This window comes from Fulvivirga ligni, assembly GCF_021389935.1.
Taxonomy (GTDB): Bacteria; Bacteroidota; Bacteroidia; order Cytophagales; family Cyclobacteriaceae; genus Fulvivirga; species Fulvivirga ligni.
Map to the genome: position 1 here is coordinate 3,074,942 of NZ_CP089979.1, position 17,117 is coordinate 3,092,058.

The window sequence follows — 17,117 nt, forward strand, 5'->3', positions numbered from 1 at the left end:
ATTACAATAATAATTGAGCTAATAGATAATCGGCCAGAAGTATAGCTATAACACTTTGGGTTACAGCAGCAGTACTGGCTTGTCCTACCTCTACAGCTCCTCCCGTAGTAAAATAGCCCTTGAATGCTGATATGGAGGATACTAAAAATGCAAATGCAAATGATTTTATTAAGGCAAAGGTTACTGTGTATTCGTTAAAATCGAATCTTATTCCCTGAATGTATTCTGTTGGTGTAATTACATTGGTAAGTACTCCTGCCAGGTAGCCACCTACTATGGCCAATAAGCCTGCAATAATTACAAGCATGGGGTACATAAGCACTGAGGCTGTAATTTTAGGTAATACCAGGTAAGAAGCAGAATTAATTCCCATTACTTCAAGGGCATCTATCTGCTCAGAAATACGCATAGTTCCTAATCCACTGGCCATACTTGACCCTACTTTACCCGCGTAGATAACACCGATAATGGTAGGAGCCAATTCCAATATGGTCATGTCTCTTACTACAAGAGCTATTACATAGTCTGGTATTAAAGGACTTACCAGGTTATAAGCCGTTTGAATAGTAGTTACAGCACCAATGAAAAAAGCTACCAGAGCCACCAGAAAGACAGAGTTAATGCCTATACTGATACACTCCTCCATAGTGAGTTTGAAATATGTTCTAAACGTTTCTCTGTTTACGAAAAGTGAGCCTAAAAAAATAAAATACCTGCCTAGTGTTTCCATTAAATATGATAAATTCTCGCCATCAAGGTGTTTAAATTTTATACCTTTAAGCGTCAATGCCGAAAAGATACTAATATTATCATTAATGATATGGCTTTGAAAATGTTTTGGTAAAAATAAGTAAAGATTTAGAAGTAGTATGAGCAAAACAGCAATAATCACAGGTGGGACCAAGGGAATAGGCAAATCGCTGGTGAAATTATTTTCTTCCAAAGGCTTTAATATAGGCGTTTGTTCCAGAAATCTGGAAGAGCTTCACAGTCTAAAAGATGAGATTACCGAAGCCTATGGCAATGAGGTATTTGTGATGAGAGCAGACTTATCAGAGCGTACAGAGGTAGAGTACTTTGTTAAATATATCAAAGAGCATACTAAAGAAGTAGACGTGCTGGTGAATAATGCAGGTCTTTATATTCCTGGTCAGGTTCATAATGAAAAGGATGGTGCGCTCGAAGAGATGATTAATACTAACCTTTACAGTGCATATCATCTAACCAGAGGTTTCATTGGTGATATGAAAAAGAGAAAGAAAGGGCATGTGTTTAATATGTGTTCTACAGCTTCTATCATGCCTTATGTAAATGGAGGTTCATATTGCATATCTAAATATGCTATGCTAGGTATGACCAAGGTTTTGCGTGAAGAAATGAAGGAGTTTGGAGTGAGAGTAACAGCCGTAATGCCTGGCGCAACACTTACTGCCAGCTGGGAAGGTACTGATTTGCCAGAATCACGCTTCATGGATCCGGATGATGTAGCTGATGCCGTTTGGAACGCCTATGAGATGTCTGACAGAACGGTTATCGAAGAGATTCTGATGAGACCGCAACTTGGTGATCTTTAACAGAATTATAATTAAAGCTGGCCATTAATATCTATACATATCCGCTAACTTTGCGGGTAGAATTTTGAGCATATGTTAGATTCGACATTTATAAAAACTAAGAAATATTGTAATAGTCTGGTATCCTATTCACGCAGAATTACGCGTGAGGTGAAAATTGGTGATCTACCAATGGGAGCGCATAATCCTATTAGGGTGCAATCTATGACTACAGTAGACACCATGGACACCATGGGCAGCGTAGAGCAGGTGATAAGAATGGTCGAGGCTGGCTGTGAGTATGTGCGAATCACAGCACCTAGCATCAAAGAGGCTCAAAATCTGGAAAATATTAAAAAAGAGCTAAGAAGCAGAGGCTACTCTGTTCCGCTTATTGCTGATATACACTTTACACCAAATGCGGCTGAGTTAGCGGCTCGTATTGTAGAAAAGGTGCGTGTAAACCCAGGCAATTATGCAGATAAGAAAAAGTTTGAGCAGATAGAGTATACTGACAGCTCTTATAACGCAGAGCTGGAAAGGATAAGAGAGAAATTCACTCCTTTAGTAAATATCTGTAAAGAGTATGGCACTGCCATGAGAATTGGTACTAACCACGGTTCTCTTTCTGATAGGATCATGAGCCGCTATGGTGATACGCCATACGGTATGGTAGAGTCAGCTCTGGAGTTTTTGCGTATATGTGATGATCTTAATTATCATGACATTGTACTATCTATGAAAGCCAGCAATACGCAGGTGATGGTAGAGGCTTACAGGCTGTTAGTGAATAAGTTAGGAGAAGAAGGGTTGCAGCCATATCCGTTACACTTAGGGGTTACTGAAGCTGGTGAAGGTGAAGACGGCAGAATTAAAAGTGCGGTAGGTATAGGCTTACTTCTGGAAGATGGGCTGGGTGACACGGTAAGAGTGTCTTTAACCGAAGAGCCAGAAGCCGAGGCCCCAGTGGCACAGGTGATGGTAGACCGTTACCAGGACAGGCAGCCACATAGTGCTATTCCTGAGGTAGATGAGAATCCAATTGATCCTTTTCAATATAGCAGAAGAAGCACTGAAGAGGTGATTAATATAGGTGGGCAGAACGTGCCAAGGGTAATTGCTGACCTTAGTGCAGTTTCTATAGATGATTATAAAGACCTCAAGGCTATCGGACATTTTTACTTGCCGGAACCGGATAAATGGAGAATGAACGATCTGGGCGCTGATTATATTTACTCAGGCAGCAATGCTATTCCTTTCATGCTACCTAACGGATTAAAGGAAATTCTGGATTTTGAAACCTGGAAGAGTGTAAGTGGAGATGTGAATAAGGTGCCTCTTTATAAAGTGTCTGAATACGTTGACACGACTGATCGTCATACAAGTATTAATTTCGTAGAAGTAACTATTGATGACTTAACTGCTTCGTTTACAGAGCTACTAACTACAGATTCATCGGTAGTGTTAATTCTAAAAACTGAAAATAAGCATGGCCTTGCAGAGCAAAGAAGGGCTATTTTTAAGTTGATAGAGCAAAATGTAAAGACTCCGGTAATTCTAAAAAGGAGTTATGGAGAATTAACTGAAGATCAACTTCAGATCTATTCAGCTACAGATATTGGAGGCCTATTGGTTGACGGGCTGGGAGATGGTGCTATGCTTGGCATGGATAAGTTATCAGATCAGTCGGAAAAAACAGCTCAGTTGGAGTTAGTAGAAAGGTATAATAATATTGCCTTTGGTATTTTACAGGCGGCCAGAACCCGTATGACTAAAACGGAGTATATCTCATGTCCATCATGCGGTAGAACGCTTTTCGATTTGCAGGAAACCACCGCCATGATCAGAAAGAGAACTGATCATTTGAAAGGTGTGAAAATCGGTATTATGGGCTGTATTGTAAACGGACCTGGAGAGATGGCTGATGCTGATTACGGTTATGTGGGTTCAGGAAAAGGTAAGATTACCCTTTACCGAGGCCAAGAGGTGGTAAAGAGAGCTGTGCCTTCAGAAAATGCTGTGGATGAATTGATTGAAATTATCCGTGAAGATGGGAACTGGATTGAGAAAGAACAGGGTTAATGCCTAAATAATGAATAACATGACAACAGAATCTAACGATAAGAGGAGCCGAAATACATTTAAAGAGTATTTCCAACTAGGAGAGGTGTTTGGTTATTTTTTTAGAGGAAAAGACCCCAACAGGCCTAGAAGTTTCAGCCTTAGAATGATGCATGGAATCAACAAAATATCTTTGTTAATCTTTCTTATAGCCCTCATAATACTGATATCACGCCATATTTTTTAAAAAATGAATATAGAATGGTTCCGTGATTATTGTATATCCTTGAAAGGCGTTACTGAAGAGTTTCCTTTCGGTGAAGAAACTTTGGTTTTCAAGGTAATGGGTAAAATGTTTGCGTTAACAGATGTGGACCTATTTACAAGCGTGAACCTAAAGTGCGACCCGGAAAAGGCGGTGCAGCTTCGAGAGCAGCATGCAGCCATTCAGCCGGGCTATCATATGAATAAAAATCATTGGAATACTGTGCTCATGGATGGCACGCTTTCTGATAAGTTTGTGAAAGAACTGATCAATGATTCATATACGCTGGTTGTAAGCGGGTTAACTAAAAAACTGAAAGGCGAACTTGAAAAGTTGCCTTAATTATATTCATTAATCAGTAATTTTGTAAATTACTTTAAGTTACGATTTTTTAAAACTACCTTAGAAGTTTGATAAGACGTATGCGAAGTGAGCTAAAAAAGCGTTAAACTGACCTGGTCACTTTATTGTTTGCATGGTAAAAATCTATCACCTCATCATAGGTTTATTTCTTTTCTGTTGTATACAGGGCTGCACTGAGCGAGCTATATGCCCCGCTTACCAAAGCGCGTTTATATATGACGAAGAGGCATTACAAAGACGTTTCAGTTACTTTGAAGAGGATTCTACACCCAAAATTTTAGAGGCAGATAAGGATAAATTCCTGGTGATAAAGCCTATGTCATACCGCAAGAAGATGCGTAGTATGCGTACGGTACCTATGGTGGACGTTTACCCTGTTAAAGAAGATTCTCTGGAGTATAATGATGAATTTTACCTGGCCGAAAGAGATGGCTATGATTCTACAGCAGTAATTTCGGTAGACACACTGGCCGCGCTGACTCCTTTAGATATTGCCTATAAGATATCGATCAAGAAGGAGACTTTTAATACTGAACAAGAGCTCTACTTATATTATCTGAAAGATTATATAGTTTATCCAGACACTCGTTTGCAGATGGAAGGCAGTGCTGAAATGCAGGGTGGTAAAAAGAAAAAAGAAGGCTTCTTTAAGAGACTGTTTGGTAAGAAAAAGAACAAATCTGATAGCAGCCAATTTGATGTAGAGACCTCCGCTACTGAGCTGGATGATAGTGGTAAGAAGAAGAAAGGCGGCTTCTTTAAAAACCTGTTTAAGAAGAAAAATAAAGAGGGTACGCCATCCGAGGGTGTGAAAGAAGATGAAGGGGTGGAAGAAGATGAGGACCTTGAGCCTGAGATAGGTATAGATGAGGGCGAATTCTAAATGAAAACCTCATTTCGTTTTCCAACCCCTTACACCGTCTTATTTATTGTAATAGCTATCTGTGCTGTAGCCACTTGGTTATTGCCGGCAGGTAGTTATGATTATCTAAGCTATAATTCTGATAAAGATCACTTTACTGTCACTACTGAGGATAGTACCTATGCTTTGCCAGCAACAGACAGTACCTTAAAAGCTTTAGCCATTACTATAAAGCTGGAGAAGTTTAAGGATGGCAGCATTAGAAAGCCCATTTCTGTTCCTAATACTTTTAAAAGCAGTGAAAAAAGACCTCAAGGAGTAAAGGAAATTCTTTTTGCCCCCATTAAAGGGATTTATGAAACAGTAGACATTATGCTGTTTGTCCTGGTTTTGGGTGGTTTCATTGGTGTATTTAACAAATCAGGCGCCTTTGATGATGGCATTGCCATGCTAGCTTATCGATTGAAAGGGCGCGAAGGAATATTGATTATCATAGTCACATCATTGGTGGCAGTAGGAGGGACTACTTTCGGTATGGCGGAAGAAACCTTTGCTTTCTACCCCTTTTTGATACCCGTATTCCTGGCCGCTGGTTATGATTTGTTAGTGCCTGTAGCTGTAATTTATGTGGGCTCTTCCATTGGTACGATGGGCGCTTTAATCAACCCTTTCGGAACCATCATTGCCTCAGACGCAGCCGGTGTGAGCTGGACTATTGGTTTTTATAGCCGATTAGCCATGTTACTTCTGGGTACTACCATTTGCGTTCTGTACATACTTAGGTATGCAAATAAAGTGAAGAAGAATCCTTCGGCCTCTTTAGTGAAAAATAATCTAAAGGATGCCCCGGCTGATGTGTCTGAAAAGAAAATAGTAACAACGCTTAAACCTGTTACAAAGCTTCTGTTTGTGATTTTTGCCCTCAGCTTTGCTGTAATGATTTATGGAGTTTCTCGATTAGGCTGGTGGTTTGAAGAGATGACTGCTCTTTTTCTGGTGGCTTCATTAGTTATAGGGCTGATACAGAGAATTAATGAAAGAGATTTTGTGAAAGTATTCATTGCTGGCGCTCAGGAGCTTTTAGGTGTATCATTTATTGTGGGTGTGGCTCGTGGAGTTACTTTTATCTTAAATGAAGGCCATATTAGCGACACTATTCTTTATTATGCCACCGGTGTGGTGGAAGGTATGCCAGCTATGGCTTTCATACCAGCATTGATGGGTGTTTTTGCTGTAATGACCTTATTTATTAGTTCTACATCTGGTCTGGCGGTGGTGAGTATGCCAATACTTAGTGCATTAGGCCCGGTGGTGGGAGTGCCTCAGGAAGAAATAGTAAATGCCTATTTATTTGGTTGCGGGCTTATGACCTTTGTAACACCTACAGGACTTATTTTGCCTTCATTGGCTATGGTAAATGTTAACTACAACACGTGGCTAAAATTTATATGGCCACTACTACTCATGTTAGCAATAGTGGCCATAGGAATACTCTGGATCGGAGTGTTATTTTAATCCTCCAACCACTGGTTATGCTGCTCTTCCACACGTATGAATGTGGTTCTTTTTGTTAGCTCCTTAAGCTGTTGAGCGCCTACATAAGTACAAGTAGATCTTATTCCACCCAAAATATCAGTTACGGTAGCTTTTACATCTCCTTTGTAAGGGATTTTTACGGTTTTACCTTCTGATGCACGATATTCTGCAACACCACCTACGTGTTTGTTCATGGCCGTTTCAGAGCTCATACCGTAAAACAGCTTGTATTGCTTGCCATTCTCTTCAATAAGATCACCGCCACTTTCAGAGTGGCCAGCCAGCATTCCACCTAACATTACAAAATCAGCGCCGGCACCAAAAGCCTTAGCTACATCACCAGGAGCCTTGCAGCCACCATCAGATATAACGTGTCCACCAAGTCCGTGAGCTGCATCTGCGCATTCTATGATGGCAGACAGTTGAGGGTAGCCTACACCTGTTTTTATTCTTGTAGTACATACAGAGCCAGGGCCAATACCTACCTTCACTATGTCTGCACCCGAAAGCAGTAGTTCCTCTACCATTTCACCTGTAACCACATTTCCAGCCATGATGATCTTGTCAGGATATTGATCTCTGGTTTGCTTTACAAAGTCTACAAAATGCTCTGAGTAGCCGTTAGCCACATCTATACAGATAAACCTTAGGTCTGGAAATTCAGAAAGGATGGTATTTAACTTTTTAGCATCCTCTTTTCCGGTACCAGTACTAATGGCTATTCTGTCATATATTTTACTCTCAGCTTGGTTAAGAAATGCTCTCCACTCATCGTTAGAGTAGTGCTTATGGATGGCTGTAAGCAGATCGTGCTCAGCCAGTGCTGTGGCCATTTCAAAGGTGCCCACGGTGTCCATATTTGCAGCGATTACAGGAATGCCTTCCCATTCGCCATTACCATGAAGAAATTTATATTTTCTGGATAATGAAACCTCAGATCTGGACTTCAATGTAGACCTTTTAGGCCTTATCATCACATCTTTGAAACCCAACTTAACATCCAGTTCTATTCGCATATTGATTATGATTTTATTATTTCAAAACCAGTAAAATAGACCAGAAGCGTTGCTTTAGCAACTAAAAGATCATAAATAAATTGGCTTGAACTATTTTTTTTCCATCACCTCCGAAAGCGAGATGTGACCATCCTGAACTACCGTTTCTCTGTAGTTTGTTTTGTCCACCAAAACAGGAGTCAGAAGGATGGCATTTACAGTGATATCACCATTTTTGAGTGGCACAATATCTTCGTTAGTCGGTTGCTCATCTTTACCTAACATCATGGCAATTTCAGCTGCTTTGAAAGCTAATGGCTGAATTGGCTTATAAATAGTCATACTCTGTTTACCACTGATGATGTTCTTAATGGCTTCTAATTCAGCATCTTGTCCTGTAATAATAACGTGTTTTAACATTTCTGGCGGCAAAGCCTGCATGGTTCCTCGTGCCAGGGCGTCATTGGCAGCTATGATCGCATCTGGCTTTTTATTGAGGTTGGCGAATATCTCATCTATCTTGATCAAAGCCTCTAGCTCACTCCAGTTATCCAGCACTACATCAGAGATTACTTTTACCTTGCCAACTTTTATGTATGGTTGTAGCGCCTCCAACTGCCCTTCTCTAAACAGAATGGCATTGTTATCTGAGGTAGGCCCGTTGATCAATAGGTAATTTCCACCTTTGGCGTGATCTACAGCATACTGTGCTTGCATTTTACCTACTGTGAGGTTATCATAAGAAATATAATAATCTATCTTATCTGAGAGCACTAGCCTGTCATAGGAGATTACAGGCACGCCGGCACTTTTTGCATAACCAACAATCTCTACGGCTTTCTTGGCATCTGTTGGTACCATAACCAATACATCTATTCCTTCATCAACCAGCTTTTTTCCTAATTTCACCTGTTCATCTGCATCACCATAAGGTACTTCTACAAGGCACTGGCCGCCTAGCTCTTCTATTTTCTTTTGAAATAATCGCTGATCTAAGTACCATCTGTCTATAACGTAACTATCCATGAGCAGCCCCACTTTTTGTGACCATGCGGGAATACTTAAGGATGAGATAAATAGTAGAAATAGAGCGAGTTTGATTGACTTATTCATGAGTAGTAGCGTTTTAAATTGATGACATTAACATTTTAATATACTTAAATATCGGAATCTTTGGAAGTTTCTAATATGAATATTGATGCTGTAGATATGAGTTATTCTTATGGAAAGAATGAGGCAATCTTTTCACCTCCATTAAAACTTTTATATATATTTGCATGAGTTTGGCCATGCAAAAAAAACTAATACTCGATACTCACCTCCTGCACATCACAGTGGACAGGCTTTGCCAGCAGCTGATTGAAGCTCATGGTAATTTCGATGGTACTGCTATTATAGGCATGCAGCCTCGCGGTATTCACTTAGCAGAAATGATTCACCAAAAATTAGAAGAGGATCTAAAGACCAAGATTGATCTGGGTTATTTAGATACTACCTTTTATCGTGATGACTTTAGAAGAAGAGATACGCCCGTAAAGGCCAATGCTACCAAGGTGCCTTTTATTATTGAAAATAGAAATGTAGTGCTTATTGATGATGTGCTTTTTACAGGTAGATCAGTGAGAGCAGCATTAGATGCTATGATAGCATTTGGAAGGCCCAAAAAAGTAGAATTACTAGTTCTTGTAAATAGAAAATATTCCAGAGACCTGCCTATTGAACCCGATTATATAGGGAAGGACGTAAATACCCTTGAATCTCAACGTGTTTTAGTAGAGTTAGAGGGCGGAAAGCATAATAAAATTTGGTTGATAAATAAGGAAGAAAAATAGATGTCACAATTAAGTCAAAAACACCTTCTTGGCATTAAAAATTTAACAGAAAAAGACATTCAACTTATTTATGAGACCGCTAAGACCTTTAAAGATGTAATTAACAGACCTATTAAAAAGGTCCCATCTTTAAGAGACATTACCATTGCTAACATCTTTTTTGAAAACTCTACCAGAACCAGACTTTCGTTTGAGCTGGCTGAAAAGCGTTTGTCGGCTGATGTTGTAAACTTCTCTTCATCAAATAGTTCTGTGAAAAAAGGGGAGACCTTGCTGGATACCGTGAATAACATCCTTGCCATGAAAGTAGATATGGTAGTGATGAGGCACAGCAGCCCTGGAGCGCCACATTTTCTTTCAAAACATATAGACGCTAACATTGTAAACGCTGGAGACGGTACTCATGAGCACCCAACGCAAGCGTTATTAGATACCTATTCTATCTTAGAAAAGCATGGTAAGCTGCAAGGTCTTAAAGTGGCTATCATCGGAGATATTTTACATTCCAGAGTGGCCATATCTAATATATTTGCCCTACAGAAAATGGGAGCAGAGGTGATGGTTTGCGGACCTAATACATTATTACCTAAATACATCAGTTCACTAGGTGTGAAAGTAGAGCTAGATGTAATGAAAGCACTACAGTGGTGTGATGTAGCTAACGTATTAAGGATTCAGCTGGAAAGACAGCAGATCAAGTATTTCCCTTCTTTAAGAGAGTATTCACTTTACTACGGCATCGATAGAAAAATGCTGGATAAGCTAGATAAGAAGATCACGATTATGCACCCAGGGCCAATAAACAGAGGTGTGGAATTGAATAGTGATGTGGCTGATTCTGAGCATGCTATTATCCTTGATCAGGTTGAAAATGGTGTGGCTGTGAGAATGGCTGTGCTTTACCTTTTAGCTGGCGTACATAATTAAAAGAGATTGCTCCAGAGGCGAACCCCTGAAGCAATCCTCCTAACTTAAACCCTACTTAATAGAGATTTTTGAATGCATGATACTATCTCCTGAAATTACTTTCAGTAGATAGATTCCTGCCGTCATATTATCTGTGTCCACCTGAGTGTGACTTCCCGTTAAGGCACCTTCTTTTACTGATGTGCCTGATAGGTTATAGATTACAAATGATGCATCATCACGGATATCACTATCTACGGCTATGGTAAACTCATTTTCTGCCGGATTAGGATATACATTGAAAGCCTCAGAAAGCATGCTATCTGATGAGCCAACTCTGGCTGATATGCTTACAGGTTCCAATACCCACTGAGCGCTTTCCCACTGAGGATAGATAGTGCCATGTTGAGCATTTCCTTGAAGGTTCTCTACATTAATGTATTGATTACCCTGCCATACATTTCTGATTCTTACAAATCCGCCACCTGCGTCTTCCATAGCCCATCTTGAGCTCTGCCATCCGAAAGTTCTTGGCGTACATTGCACCTGTCCTGTCAGATTCTCAATATGCATGTAATGACCTGTAGCCACATTTCTGATTTCCTGACCGTTATTTACATCTTCAAGCACCCATAGATAAGAATCACCAGATGAAGAATTAGTGTACTGTACTCTATCACCACCATCTCTCAGGTAAGTGTTCTGCCATCTGTTCTTAATTCTATAGGCAGTAGAGCCGGTGTTGTCAGGAGTTACAGTAATAGTTACATCATCAGTGCTGCTTAGAGAACCATCGCTCACCGTTAACCTGAATACATAGCTGTTTCCGCTGGCCAGGCCATTCACGGAAGTGCTTGCTGCGTTAGCATTGCTGATAGATACAGAAGGTCCATTGATTTGGCTCCAGCTGTAAGTTAAGCTGTTGCCATCAGGGTCAGTACCTGAACCAGATAAATTCGCACTTCCTGTACCGGCAGGTAGATTTTGATCATTTCCTGCATTAGCAGTAGGAGCCTGGTTCGTATTGCCTTGCTGCACTGTGATAGAAACATCATCGCTGCTGCTCAATACTCCGTCACTCACGGTTAGACTGAATACATAAGTGTTGCCGTTTGATAAACCGGAAGCGGAAGCATTTGCTGCCTGAGCATTATTTAAGGTAGCCGCAGGACCACTAATCTGACTCCAGCTGAAAGAAACATTATCTCCGTCAGGGTCTGTTCCAGAACCACTTAAGTTGGCTGTGGTTGTTCCTGAAGATAATGATTGATCGCTGCCAGCATTAGCCGTAGGAGCCTGATTAGATGGATTACCATCAATTCTCACTTCAAAATCACCATTGTTGTTGAAGAAAGCGATGTCTTCACCCGCAATGTTGGTGAAAGTGGTGTTTGACAATTCCATCCATCCGTCAAAGGTATTAGTAGGAGAGAAGTTCGCTACATAAATTCCATGACCTCCTGATTCTCCTGAGCCTGTGGTGTACTGAGGTCCGTTGTTTACATCTAGGGCAACTCCGGTTCCATCAATATGTACATTGTTGAAAAAGATATTATCAATCACTCGGTCATTGTTAGAAGGCATGTAAGAGTGTACAAAAACAGCATCATGCTGAGAGTTGATTACATCTATATTGGTAAAATTGGCATATTGAAGATCATAAGCCTGACCTTGTGTAGGTTCAGGTAGTTCCAGCTCAATGGCTCCAAATCTGTACGTCCAGATGTTCTTGGTGGTACCGCAACCAATAACGGTAACATCATGAATGTTTATGGCTTCAGAAGCATTTGATCCAAACGGGTAAGCCGGGAACTGGGTGTTTAACCTAATACCAGGGCCGGCGAAGTTATCCTTAATGATCAGGTGATGTGCCTCATGGCTATGACCACCGAAGAAGCCTAAACCAGCTGCTCTTAAGTTATTCTCAACAGTGTTATATCTGAAAATATTACCATAACTAGGAGTTGGAGGTACAGCTTCAAGATAATTTACTGACCATGTCGCCATGGCATCATCAATACAGTTTCTAAAACTGGTATGCTCTACCACAGTGTTACGGGTTCCTTTGGCCAGATTCACACCATCGGCATATACGTTTCTGATTCGGCAGTTACTGATGACCAATCCATCAGTCACATTCCATCCTCCAGACTGCATGGAAGATATCCAGAAGCCTGTTTCAAAGTGCTCAGCCCAGACATTTGTAATGGTAGAACCAGATCCTACACTTCCGTTCACTGCTTTGTTACCAGGTATACGAGAGTTGGTAGCACTGTTCATATAGAAGTCTTGAAGGTGGATGTTATTCGCATCGAACAAGAATCCTGCACCATTTTGCGAGGTGCTGCTGAAGTATATTTCAGTATGCCACATACCAGCTCCCTGGATGGTTAGACCATCGTTAGGGACCCACATGTTACCAGAAGGAGAACCGTTTCCTTGACCATTAATAAATCTACCTGCTGGAATATAAATACCTTGAATGCTAGGATCACCATTGGCTAAATCAAGACACGTTCTAAAGGCTGCCGCATCATTGGTTTCATCATTTGGTGTGGCTCCATAGTCCATAATATTAAGATATCCGGCTGGTTGACTGATTGGTGCGGGCACATTTTCAAGTTCAATGAAGTCGATGCCATAAGCGCCGCCACCACCATCTTTCTGCAATCTGATCACATCTCCTGAATTCAGAGCATTTGCTAGTACCACGTGCACTTCATCAAACCTCATTCTTGGCTCAGGGTTTGATCCTTGAGGAGTATTTGACGGGGTTCCTGTAGTAGATGGGCTGATATCAAAATATTGCCATGCCCAGTATGAGCTTAAGCTAATATCTCTTACCTTACTTCCATTTACATAAACGCCCATAGTTCCGGTGCTATTGTCTGATAATGAGAATCTTAAGTTAAGTCCATTAAGGCCTGAGCTAGAAACAGTCCACTCTACATAGCTGCCATTTGAAGGTAAGCTTACAAACTTTCTGTCGCTGGCTTCTGAGGCTAGCTGTGCCATATCATAAGTAGGTCCTTGTACAGAAGCACCATTACCAAGTGTGGCATTTTCTGACTCATAGCGAGTATAAGGAGCATCATAGTCACCACGGTCAGTTGGGTAAACTGGCTCTGAGCTCACTGTAAGCAGTACTTCATCACTAGCGGATGCGTTGTTATTATCCGTGGCTGTTAACCTGAATACATAACTACCTTCTACAAGATTGGAAGCGTTCAATACTGCTGTGTTTTGTCCGGTTAAGCTGGCGTTTGAAGGGCCGCTCACCTGTGTCCATGCGTAAGAACTGATGGTGCCATCACTGTCAGTGGCAGATCCGCTCAAAGTGGCGCTGTTGGTAGGTAGCTGAATGCTTAGGTTATTACCGGCATTTACCACCGGTGGCTGATTAGAGCCAATGCTTATAGCTACCACATCTGTGGCAGTGGTTCCGTTGCTACTCACCGCTAGTTGGAAAGTGTAGCTATTGCCATCACTTAGACCACTAACGGTTGTATTTACAGCATTAGCATTTGCAATACTTACCGAAGGACCATTTACCTGAGTCCATGCATAGCTTAAAGTGCCAGGACCAGAGCTTCCTGCACCTGATAAATTAGCTGAGGTTGTACCTTTTGGAAGAGACTGATCTGTTCCGGCGTTGGCCACCACTACATCACCACACGTGGTTAAGTAAACAGTACCAAACAAACTAGGGTTTGACCAGGCCATCTCAGAGGTAGAGAAGGCTGCGATCTGCGCATCTCTGGCGCCACCGCCATCATCGTCATCAATTTGCACATCTATACCAATTTGGTTACCGATGGCTGGTGTTACGCCAATGGTAGACCATGGAATAGAAACTTCCATAGCATATCCATTACCGGTACTGTACATCGAGTGGTTAATGCCTGAAGCGTTTTGAACAGAGTTGCCACCCAGGTGAACAGTGCCATCATTCCAACGGAAACCTAACTGGAAGTCATTCTGCCCGTCATAACTGGAACCTTTGCTGTTATCGCCATCAATGAAGATGTTCATAACGTCGTCATTCCACCATTCACCACCAGAATCATTGTTAAGTGAATTGTCAGTAGACTGGACTAATAGATACAGGTTATTGTTGTCGTAAAGTGCTTTATAGCTTCCGCTGAAATCTCCAGGCATGCCGCCCAAAGTCACATTTGAAATGTTCACAGCACCTACATTATTCCAAACAGCATCTACATTTTGATCGATGGTTGGAGGCGTACTGGTAAGTCCAATATTCGGAGCAGAACAAGGTGCATTATCATTATCGGTAATGGAAATGGATGCGGATGTACTTCCTCCTAACTGATACCCAGAACCAGATTGAAGCGTAAGGGTAAGTGTTTCAGTATCTTCAAAGTCAGAATCATCTAAAGGGGTTATAATAATGATTCTGGATGTATTTGAAGGTGTTAAAGTAATCGATCCACTTAGTGAAGGATTGGCCGAATAATCTGATGGTGAGGCTGTTCCACTGACAGAATAGTTCACCGTTACATTCTGGCTGGTTTCTGAAATACTGATGGTAAACTGTCCTGTGTCACCGTTTTCGTCTGCTTGATCGTCATTAGCCACAATGTTTACTGCAGAAACTACCGTTACCGTAATCTGTGCGGTATGTCCACCATCAGCAGAGGTTACAGTTAAAGTCGCTGTACCTGTGCCATGCGCTACCACCTTACTTTCTACCTCATCATAAGTGGCTACTGAGGCATTAGAAGAGCTCCATGATACGGCCTTGTTAGTGGCGTTGGTAGGGCTATAAATAACCGATAGCGAAGCACTTTGTCCCGCAGCTAGATTAAGGTTGTTTTCCGAAAGTGAAATACCTGTTAGTGGTACATTGATATTTTGTAGTATCAGATTAAAATTTTGGTTAGCCTGGAAAATTGGAGGATCCCTTTCAATATTTTCCATACTGAGGTTATTGAAAACTGCTGTTCCCGAACCTCCAAAGGTAAGAATAGCGGCTCCTTCTGAGGCTACTGTGTATAAGGATGCCGTGTAAGGATCTAAACCAGTGCCATTGACACTTATATTGTCAAAATGAAGGTCAGAGCCATTTCCACCAATTTGTATACCATGGCGCTGAGCATCAATTACATTGATATTTTCAAAATAAACACCTCTCACAGCTCCACCTGTAGAATTAACTTCGATAGCACCACGATGGAAGTTCCAAAGGTCATTACTGGTTCCGCAGGCTATGATAGTGTTTTCATAAAAGCGAATCTGATTTGTATTGTCAAAGTGATATCCTGGGAAATCAGTAGTAAGCCTAATACCTGATCCTGCCATGTTATCTTTGATAATACAATGGTGTACTTCATGACCATCACCACCAAAAATGGCAGCTCCACCGGCTCTGTATGTGTGCTCTACAGTGTTGTATCTGAAGATGTTGTTCACTGCCATAGGTGCTCCAAAGTCACTATTTGGCCACACAGCCATGGCGTCATCACCATTACTTCGGAAGTTGTTCTGAGCCACAATAGTGTTAGAAGTTCCCTGACATAAATTGATTCCGTCAGCATAGTTATTCCTGATCCTGTTGTTGGAAAAGTTCAGATTCTGAGTGATATCAATAGGGTAGGGAGGATCATATCCTGCTATCCAGGCACCACACTCAAAGTGAGTAACCCATACATCATGGATGCTGGAATTATTACCATAAGTTCCCATGAAGCCTTTGTAAGTAACATATTGGCCGTTAAGGAAACGCTGATTGTTAACCGTGTTTAGGTAGAAATGTGAGAACTCTACATTTGAGCAACGAGCCAAAATACCTCCGCTAAATACAGCTTCAGTGGAAAAATAAAGTTCCGTGTGCCACATGCCAGCACCAGTTACGCCGATATTGTTTTCATTTACGATCAACTTCTGACTAAGCATAAAGCGGCCTTGAGGAATGTAAACCCCTGTACCTGCATTCTGCGCAGCTGTTAAAGCAGACTGGAAAGCAGCTAAATCATCAGTTCCATCATTAGGAGTAGCTCCATAATCGGTTACAGAGACATAACCAGAAGGCTTTTGACGTGGCGCGGCTACATTTTCAATTTCAACGAAATCCACTCCATATTCAAATCCATCTCCATTGTTTTTCTGGATACGTAGCACGTCTCCTGGAGATAGTGGATTGTTAAGTAAGAAATGAACTTCATCAAATCTCATTCTAGGCCTGTTTCCCGGATGATCTTCAGGTTCTGAGCCAGGGAAATATTGCCAGGCCCAGTAAGAAGTGAGGTTTACAGTCTGTGATAATGATCCGTTTACGTAAACATCTAACGAACCATTGTTTCCTTCACCGCCCGGTGCATCCGGCATGGTGAATCGCATAGTTACACCATTGGCGTTTTGGTTTACGGTCCATTCTACGTAAGCTCCGTTATTAGGTAAGCCTACATACTTTTGATCAGAGGCTTCTGCTGCAATCTGATCTTGCAGAAAAGTGGGGTTTTGATAGTAATTAGCTCCACCACCTCTACTTCCAGCTTCCGATTCATACCTTACATAAGGCATTTGAAAAGCGCCTCGTGGTAAGCCGTCGCTTTGCGCGAATGATAGTAAAGGGCTGAAAATCAGGGATAATAGCAGAATGTTGAGTATGCCTGGTGGTGAAAAAGTAAAAAGGTCTCCCCAGACCCTTTTGCAGGGTAGTTTTAGTTTTTCCATGAGTAATAGGTTTAATGAACAAATTGATAAAAGCCAACTCATCAACTTGGG

The 17,117-nt window shown here is 41.3% G+C and carries 12 protein-coding genes; 8 read left to right on the forward strand and 4 right to left on the reverse strand.

Annotated features, from left to right (window positions below):
• Position 1: 1 nt before the first annotated feature.
• On the reverse strand, positions 2-730 hold the full coding sequence (locus tag LVD16_RS13130) for an MlaE family ABC transporter permease (RefSeq protein WP_233774402.1): 729 nt from the start codon (positions 728-730) through the stop codon (positions 2-4).
• 139 nt (positions 731-869) lie between these two features.
• On the opposite strand from LVD16_RS13130, the gene LVD16_RS13135 reads away from it, so the two are divergent.
• The 6 genes from LVD16_RS13135 to LVD16_RS13160 all read left to right on the forward strand — a co-directional run bounded on the left by LVD16_RS13135 (position 870) and on the right by LVD16_RS13160 (position 6,619).
• Positions 870-1,574 (forward strand): SDR family oxidoreductase, encoded by a 705-nt coding sequence (locus tag LVD16_RS13135; RefSeq protein WP_233774403.1) that lies wholly within the window; start codon positions 870-872, stop codon positions 1,572-1,574.
• A 72-nt stretch (positions 1,575-1,646) separates the two neighbouring features.
• Positions 1,647-3,635 (forward strand): (E)-4-hydroxy-3-methylbut-2-enyl-diphosphate synthase, encoded by a 1,989-nt coding sequence (gene ispG, locus LVD16_RS13140; protein WP_233774404.1) that lies wholly within the window; start codon positions 1,647-1,649, stop codon positions 3,633-3,635.
• Positions 3,636-3,654: 19 nt separating this feature from the next.
• Positions 3,655-3,861 (forward strand): DUF6728 family protein, encoded by a 207-nt coding sequence (locus LVD16_RS27875; protein WP_233774599.1) that lies wholly within the window; start codon positions 3,655-3,657, stop codon positions 3,859-3,861.
• A gap of 3 nt (positions 3,862-3,864) precedes the next feature.
• A complete protein-coding gene (locus tag LVD16_RS13150) occupies positions 3,865-4,221 on the forward strand; it encodes an MmcQ/YjbR family DNA-binding protein (RefSeq protein ID WP_233774405.1) in 357 nt (118 codons plus the stop codon).
• Positions 4,222-4,354: 133 nt separating this feature from the next.
• Positions 4,355-5,125 (forward strand): hypothetical protein, encoded by a 771-nt coding sequence (locus tag LVD16_RS13155; RefSeq protein ID WP_233774406.1) that lies wholly within the window; start codon positions 4,355-4,357, stop codon positions 5,123-5,125.
• Entirely contained in the window at positions 5,126-6,619 is a 1,494-nt protein-coding gene (locus tag LVD16_RS13160; RefSeq protein WP_233774407.1) for a YfcC family protein, read from the forward strand.
• Here LVD16_RS13160 and guaC read toward each other — a convergent pair.
• Positions 6,616-7,656, reverse strand: a complete 1,041-nt coding sequence (guaC, locus tag LVD16_RS13165) for a GMP reductase (protein WP_233774408.1) — start codon at positions 7,654-7,656, stop codon at positions 6,616-6,618. The genes LVD16_RS13160 and guaC overlap by 4 nt on opposite strands.
• A 90-nt stretch (positions 7,657-7,746) precedes the next feature.
• Positions 7,747-8,748 carry a substrate-binding domain-containing protein gene (locus LVD16_RS13170; RefSeq protein WP_233774409.1) on the reverse strand — a complete coding sequence of 334 codons (1,002 nt, stop codon included), beginning with the start codon at positions 8,746-8,748 and terminating at the stop codon, positions 7,747-7,749.
• Between the two features lie 176 nt (positions 8,749-8,924).
• Here LVD16_RS13170 and pyrR point away from each other — a divergent pair, with 176 nt between their 5' ends.
• A complete protein-coding gene (pyrR, locus tag LVD16_RS13175; RefSeq protein ID WP_233774410.1) occupies positions 8,925-9,467 on the forward strand; it encodes a bifunctional pyr operon transcriptional regulator/uracil phosphoribosyltransferase PyrR in 543 nt (180 codons plus the stop codon).
• Positions 9,468-10,394, forward strand: a complete 927-nt coding sequence (locus tag LVD16_RS13180; protein WP_233774411.1) for an aspartate carbamoyltransferase catalytic subunit — start codon at positions 9,468-9,470, stop codon at positions 10,392-10,394.
• A 51-nt stretch (positions 10,395-10,445) separates the two neighbouring features.
• Here the strand turns inward: LVD16_RS13180 and LVD16_RS13185 are convergent, their stop codons facing one another.
• Positions 10,446-17,066, reverse strand: a complete 6,621-nt coding sequence (locus LVD16_RS13185; RefSeq protein WP_233774412.1) for a PKD domain-containing protein — start codon at positions 17,064-17,066, stop codon at positions 10,446-10,448.
• Positions 17,067-17,117 lie beyond the last annotated feature (51 nt).

Excerpts from the sequence above, each read along its gene's own strand:
- LVD16_RS13130 (WP_233774402.1), bottom strand. The coding sequence starts at position 730 with ATGGAAACACTAGGCAGGTATTTTATTTTTTTAGGCTCACTTTTCGTA.
- LVD16_RS13135 (WP_233774403.1), top strand. The coding sequence starts at position 870 with ATGAGCAAAACAGCAATAATCACAGGTGGGACCAAGGGAATAGGCAAA.
- ispG (WP_233774404.1), top strand. The coding sequence starts at position 1,647 with ATGTTAGATTCGACATTTATAAAAACTAAGAAATATTGTAATAGTCTG.
- LVD16_RS27875 (WP_233774599.1), top strand. The coding sequence starts at position 3,655 with ATGACAACAGAATCTAACGATAAGAGGAGCCGAAATACATTTAAAGAG.
- LVD16_RS13150 (WP_233774405.1), top strand. The coding sequence starts at position 3,865 with ATGAATATAGAATGGTTCCGTGATTATTGTATATCCTTGAAAGGCGTT.
- LVD16_RS13155 (WP_233774406.1), top strand. The coding sequence starts at position 4,355 with ATGGTAAAAATCTATCACCTCATCATAGGTTTATTTCTTTTCTGTTGT.
- LVD16_RS13160 (WP_233774407.1), top strand. The coding sequence starts at position 5,126 with ATGAAAACCTCATTTCGTTTTCCAACCCCTTACACCGTCTTATTTATT.
- guaC (WP_233774408.1), bottom strand. The coding sequence starts at position 7,656 with ATGCGAATAGAACTGGATGTTAAGTTGGGTTTCAAAGATGTGATGATA.
- LVD16_RS13170 (WP_233774409.1), bottom strand. The coding sequence starts at position 8,748 with ATGAATAAGTCAATCAAACTCGCTCTATTTCTACTATTTATCTCATCC.
- pyrR (WP_233774410.1), top strand. The coding sequence starts at position 8,925 with ATGCAAAAAAAACTAATACTCGATACTCACCTCCTGCACATCACAGTG.
- LVD16_RS13180 (WP_233774411.1), top strand. The coding sequence starts at position 9,468 with ATGTCACAATTAAGTCAAAAACACCTTCTTGGCATTAAAAATTTAACA.
- LVD16_RS13185 (WP_233774412.1), bottom strand. The coding sequence starts at position 17,066 with ATGGAAAAACTAAAACTACCCTGCAAAAGGGTCTGGGGAGACCTTTTT.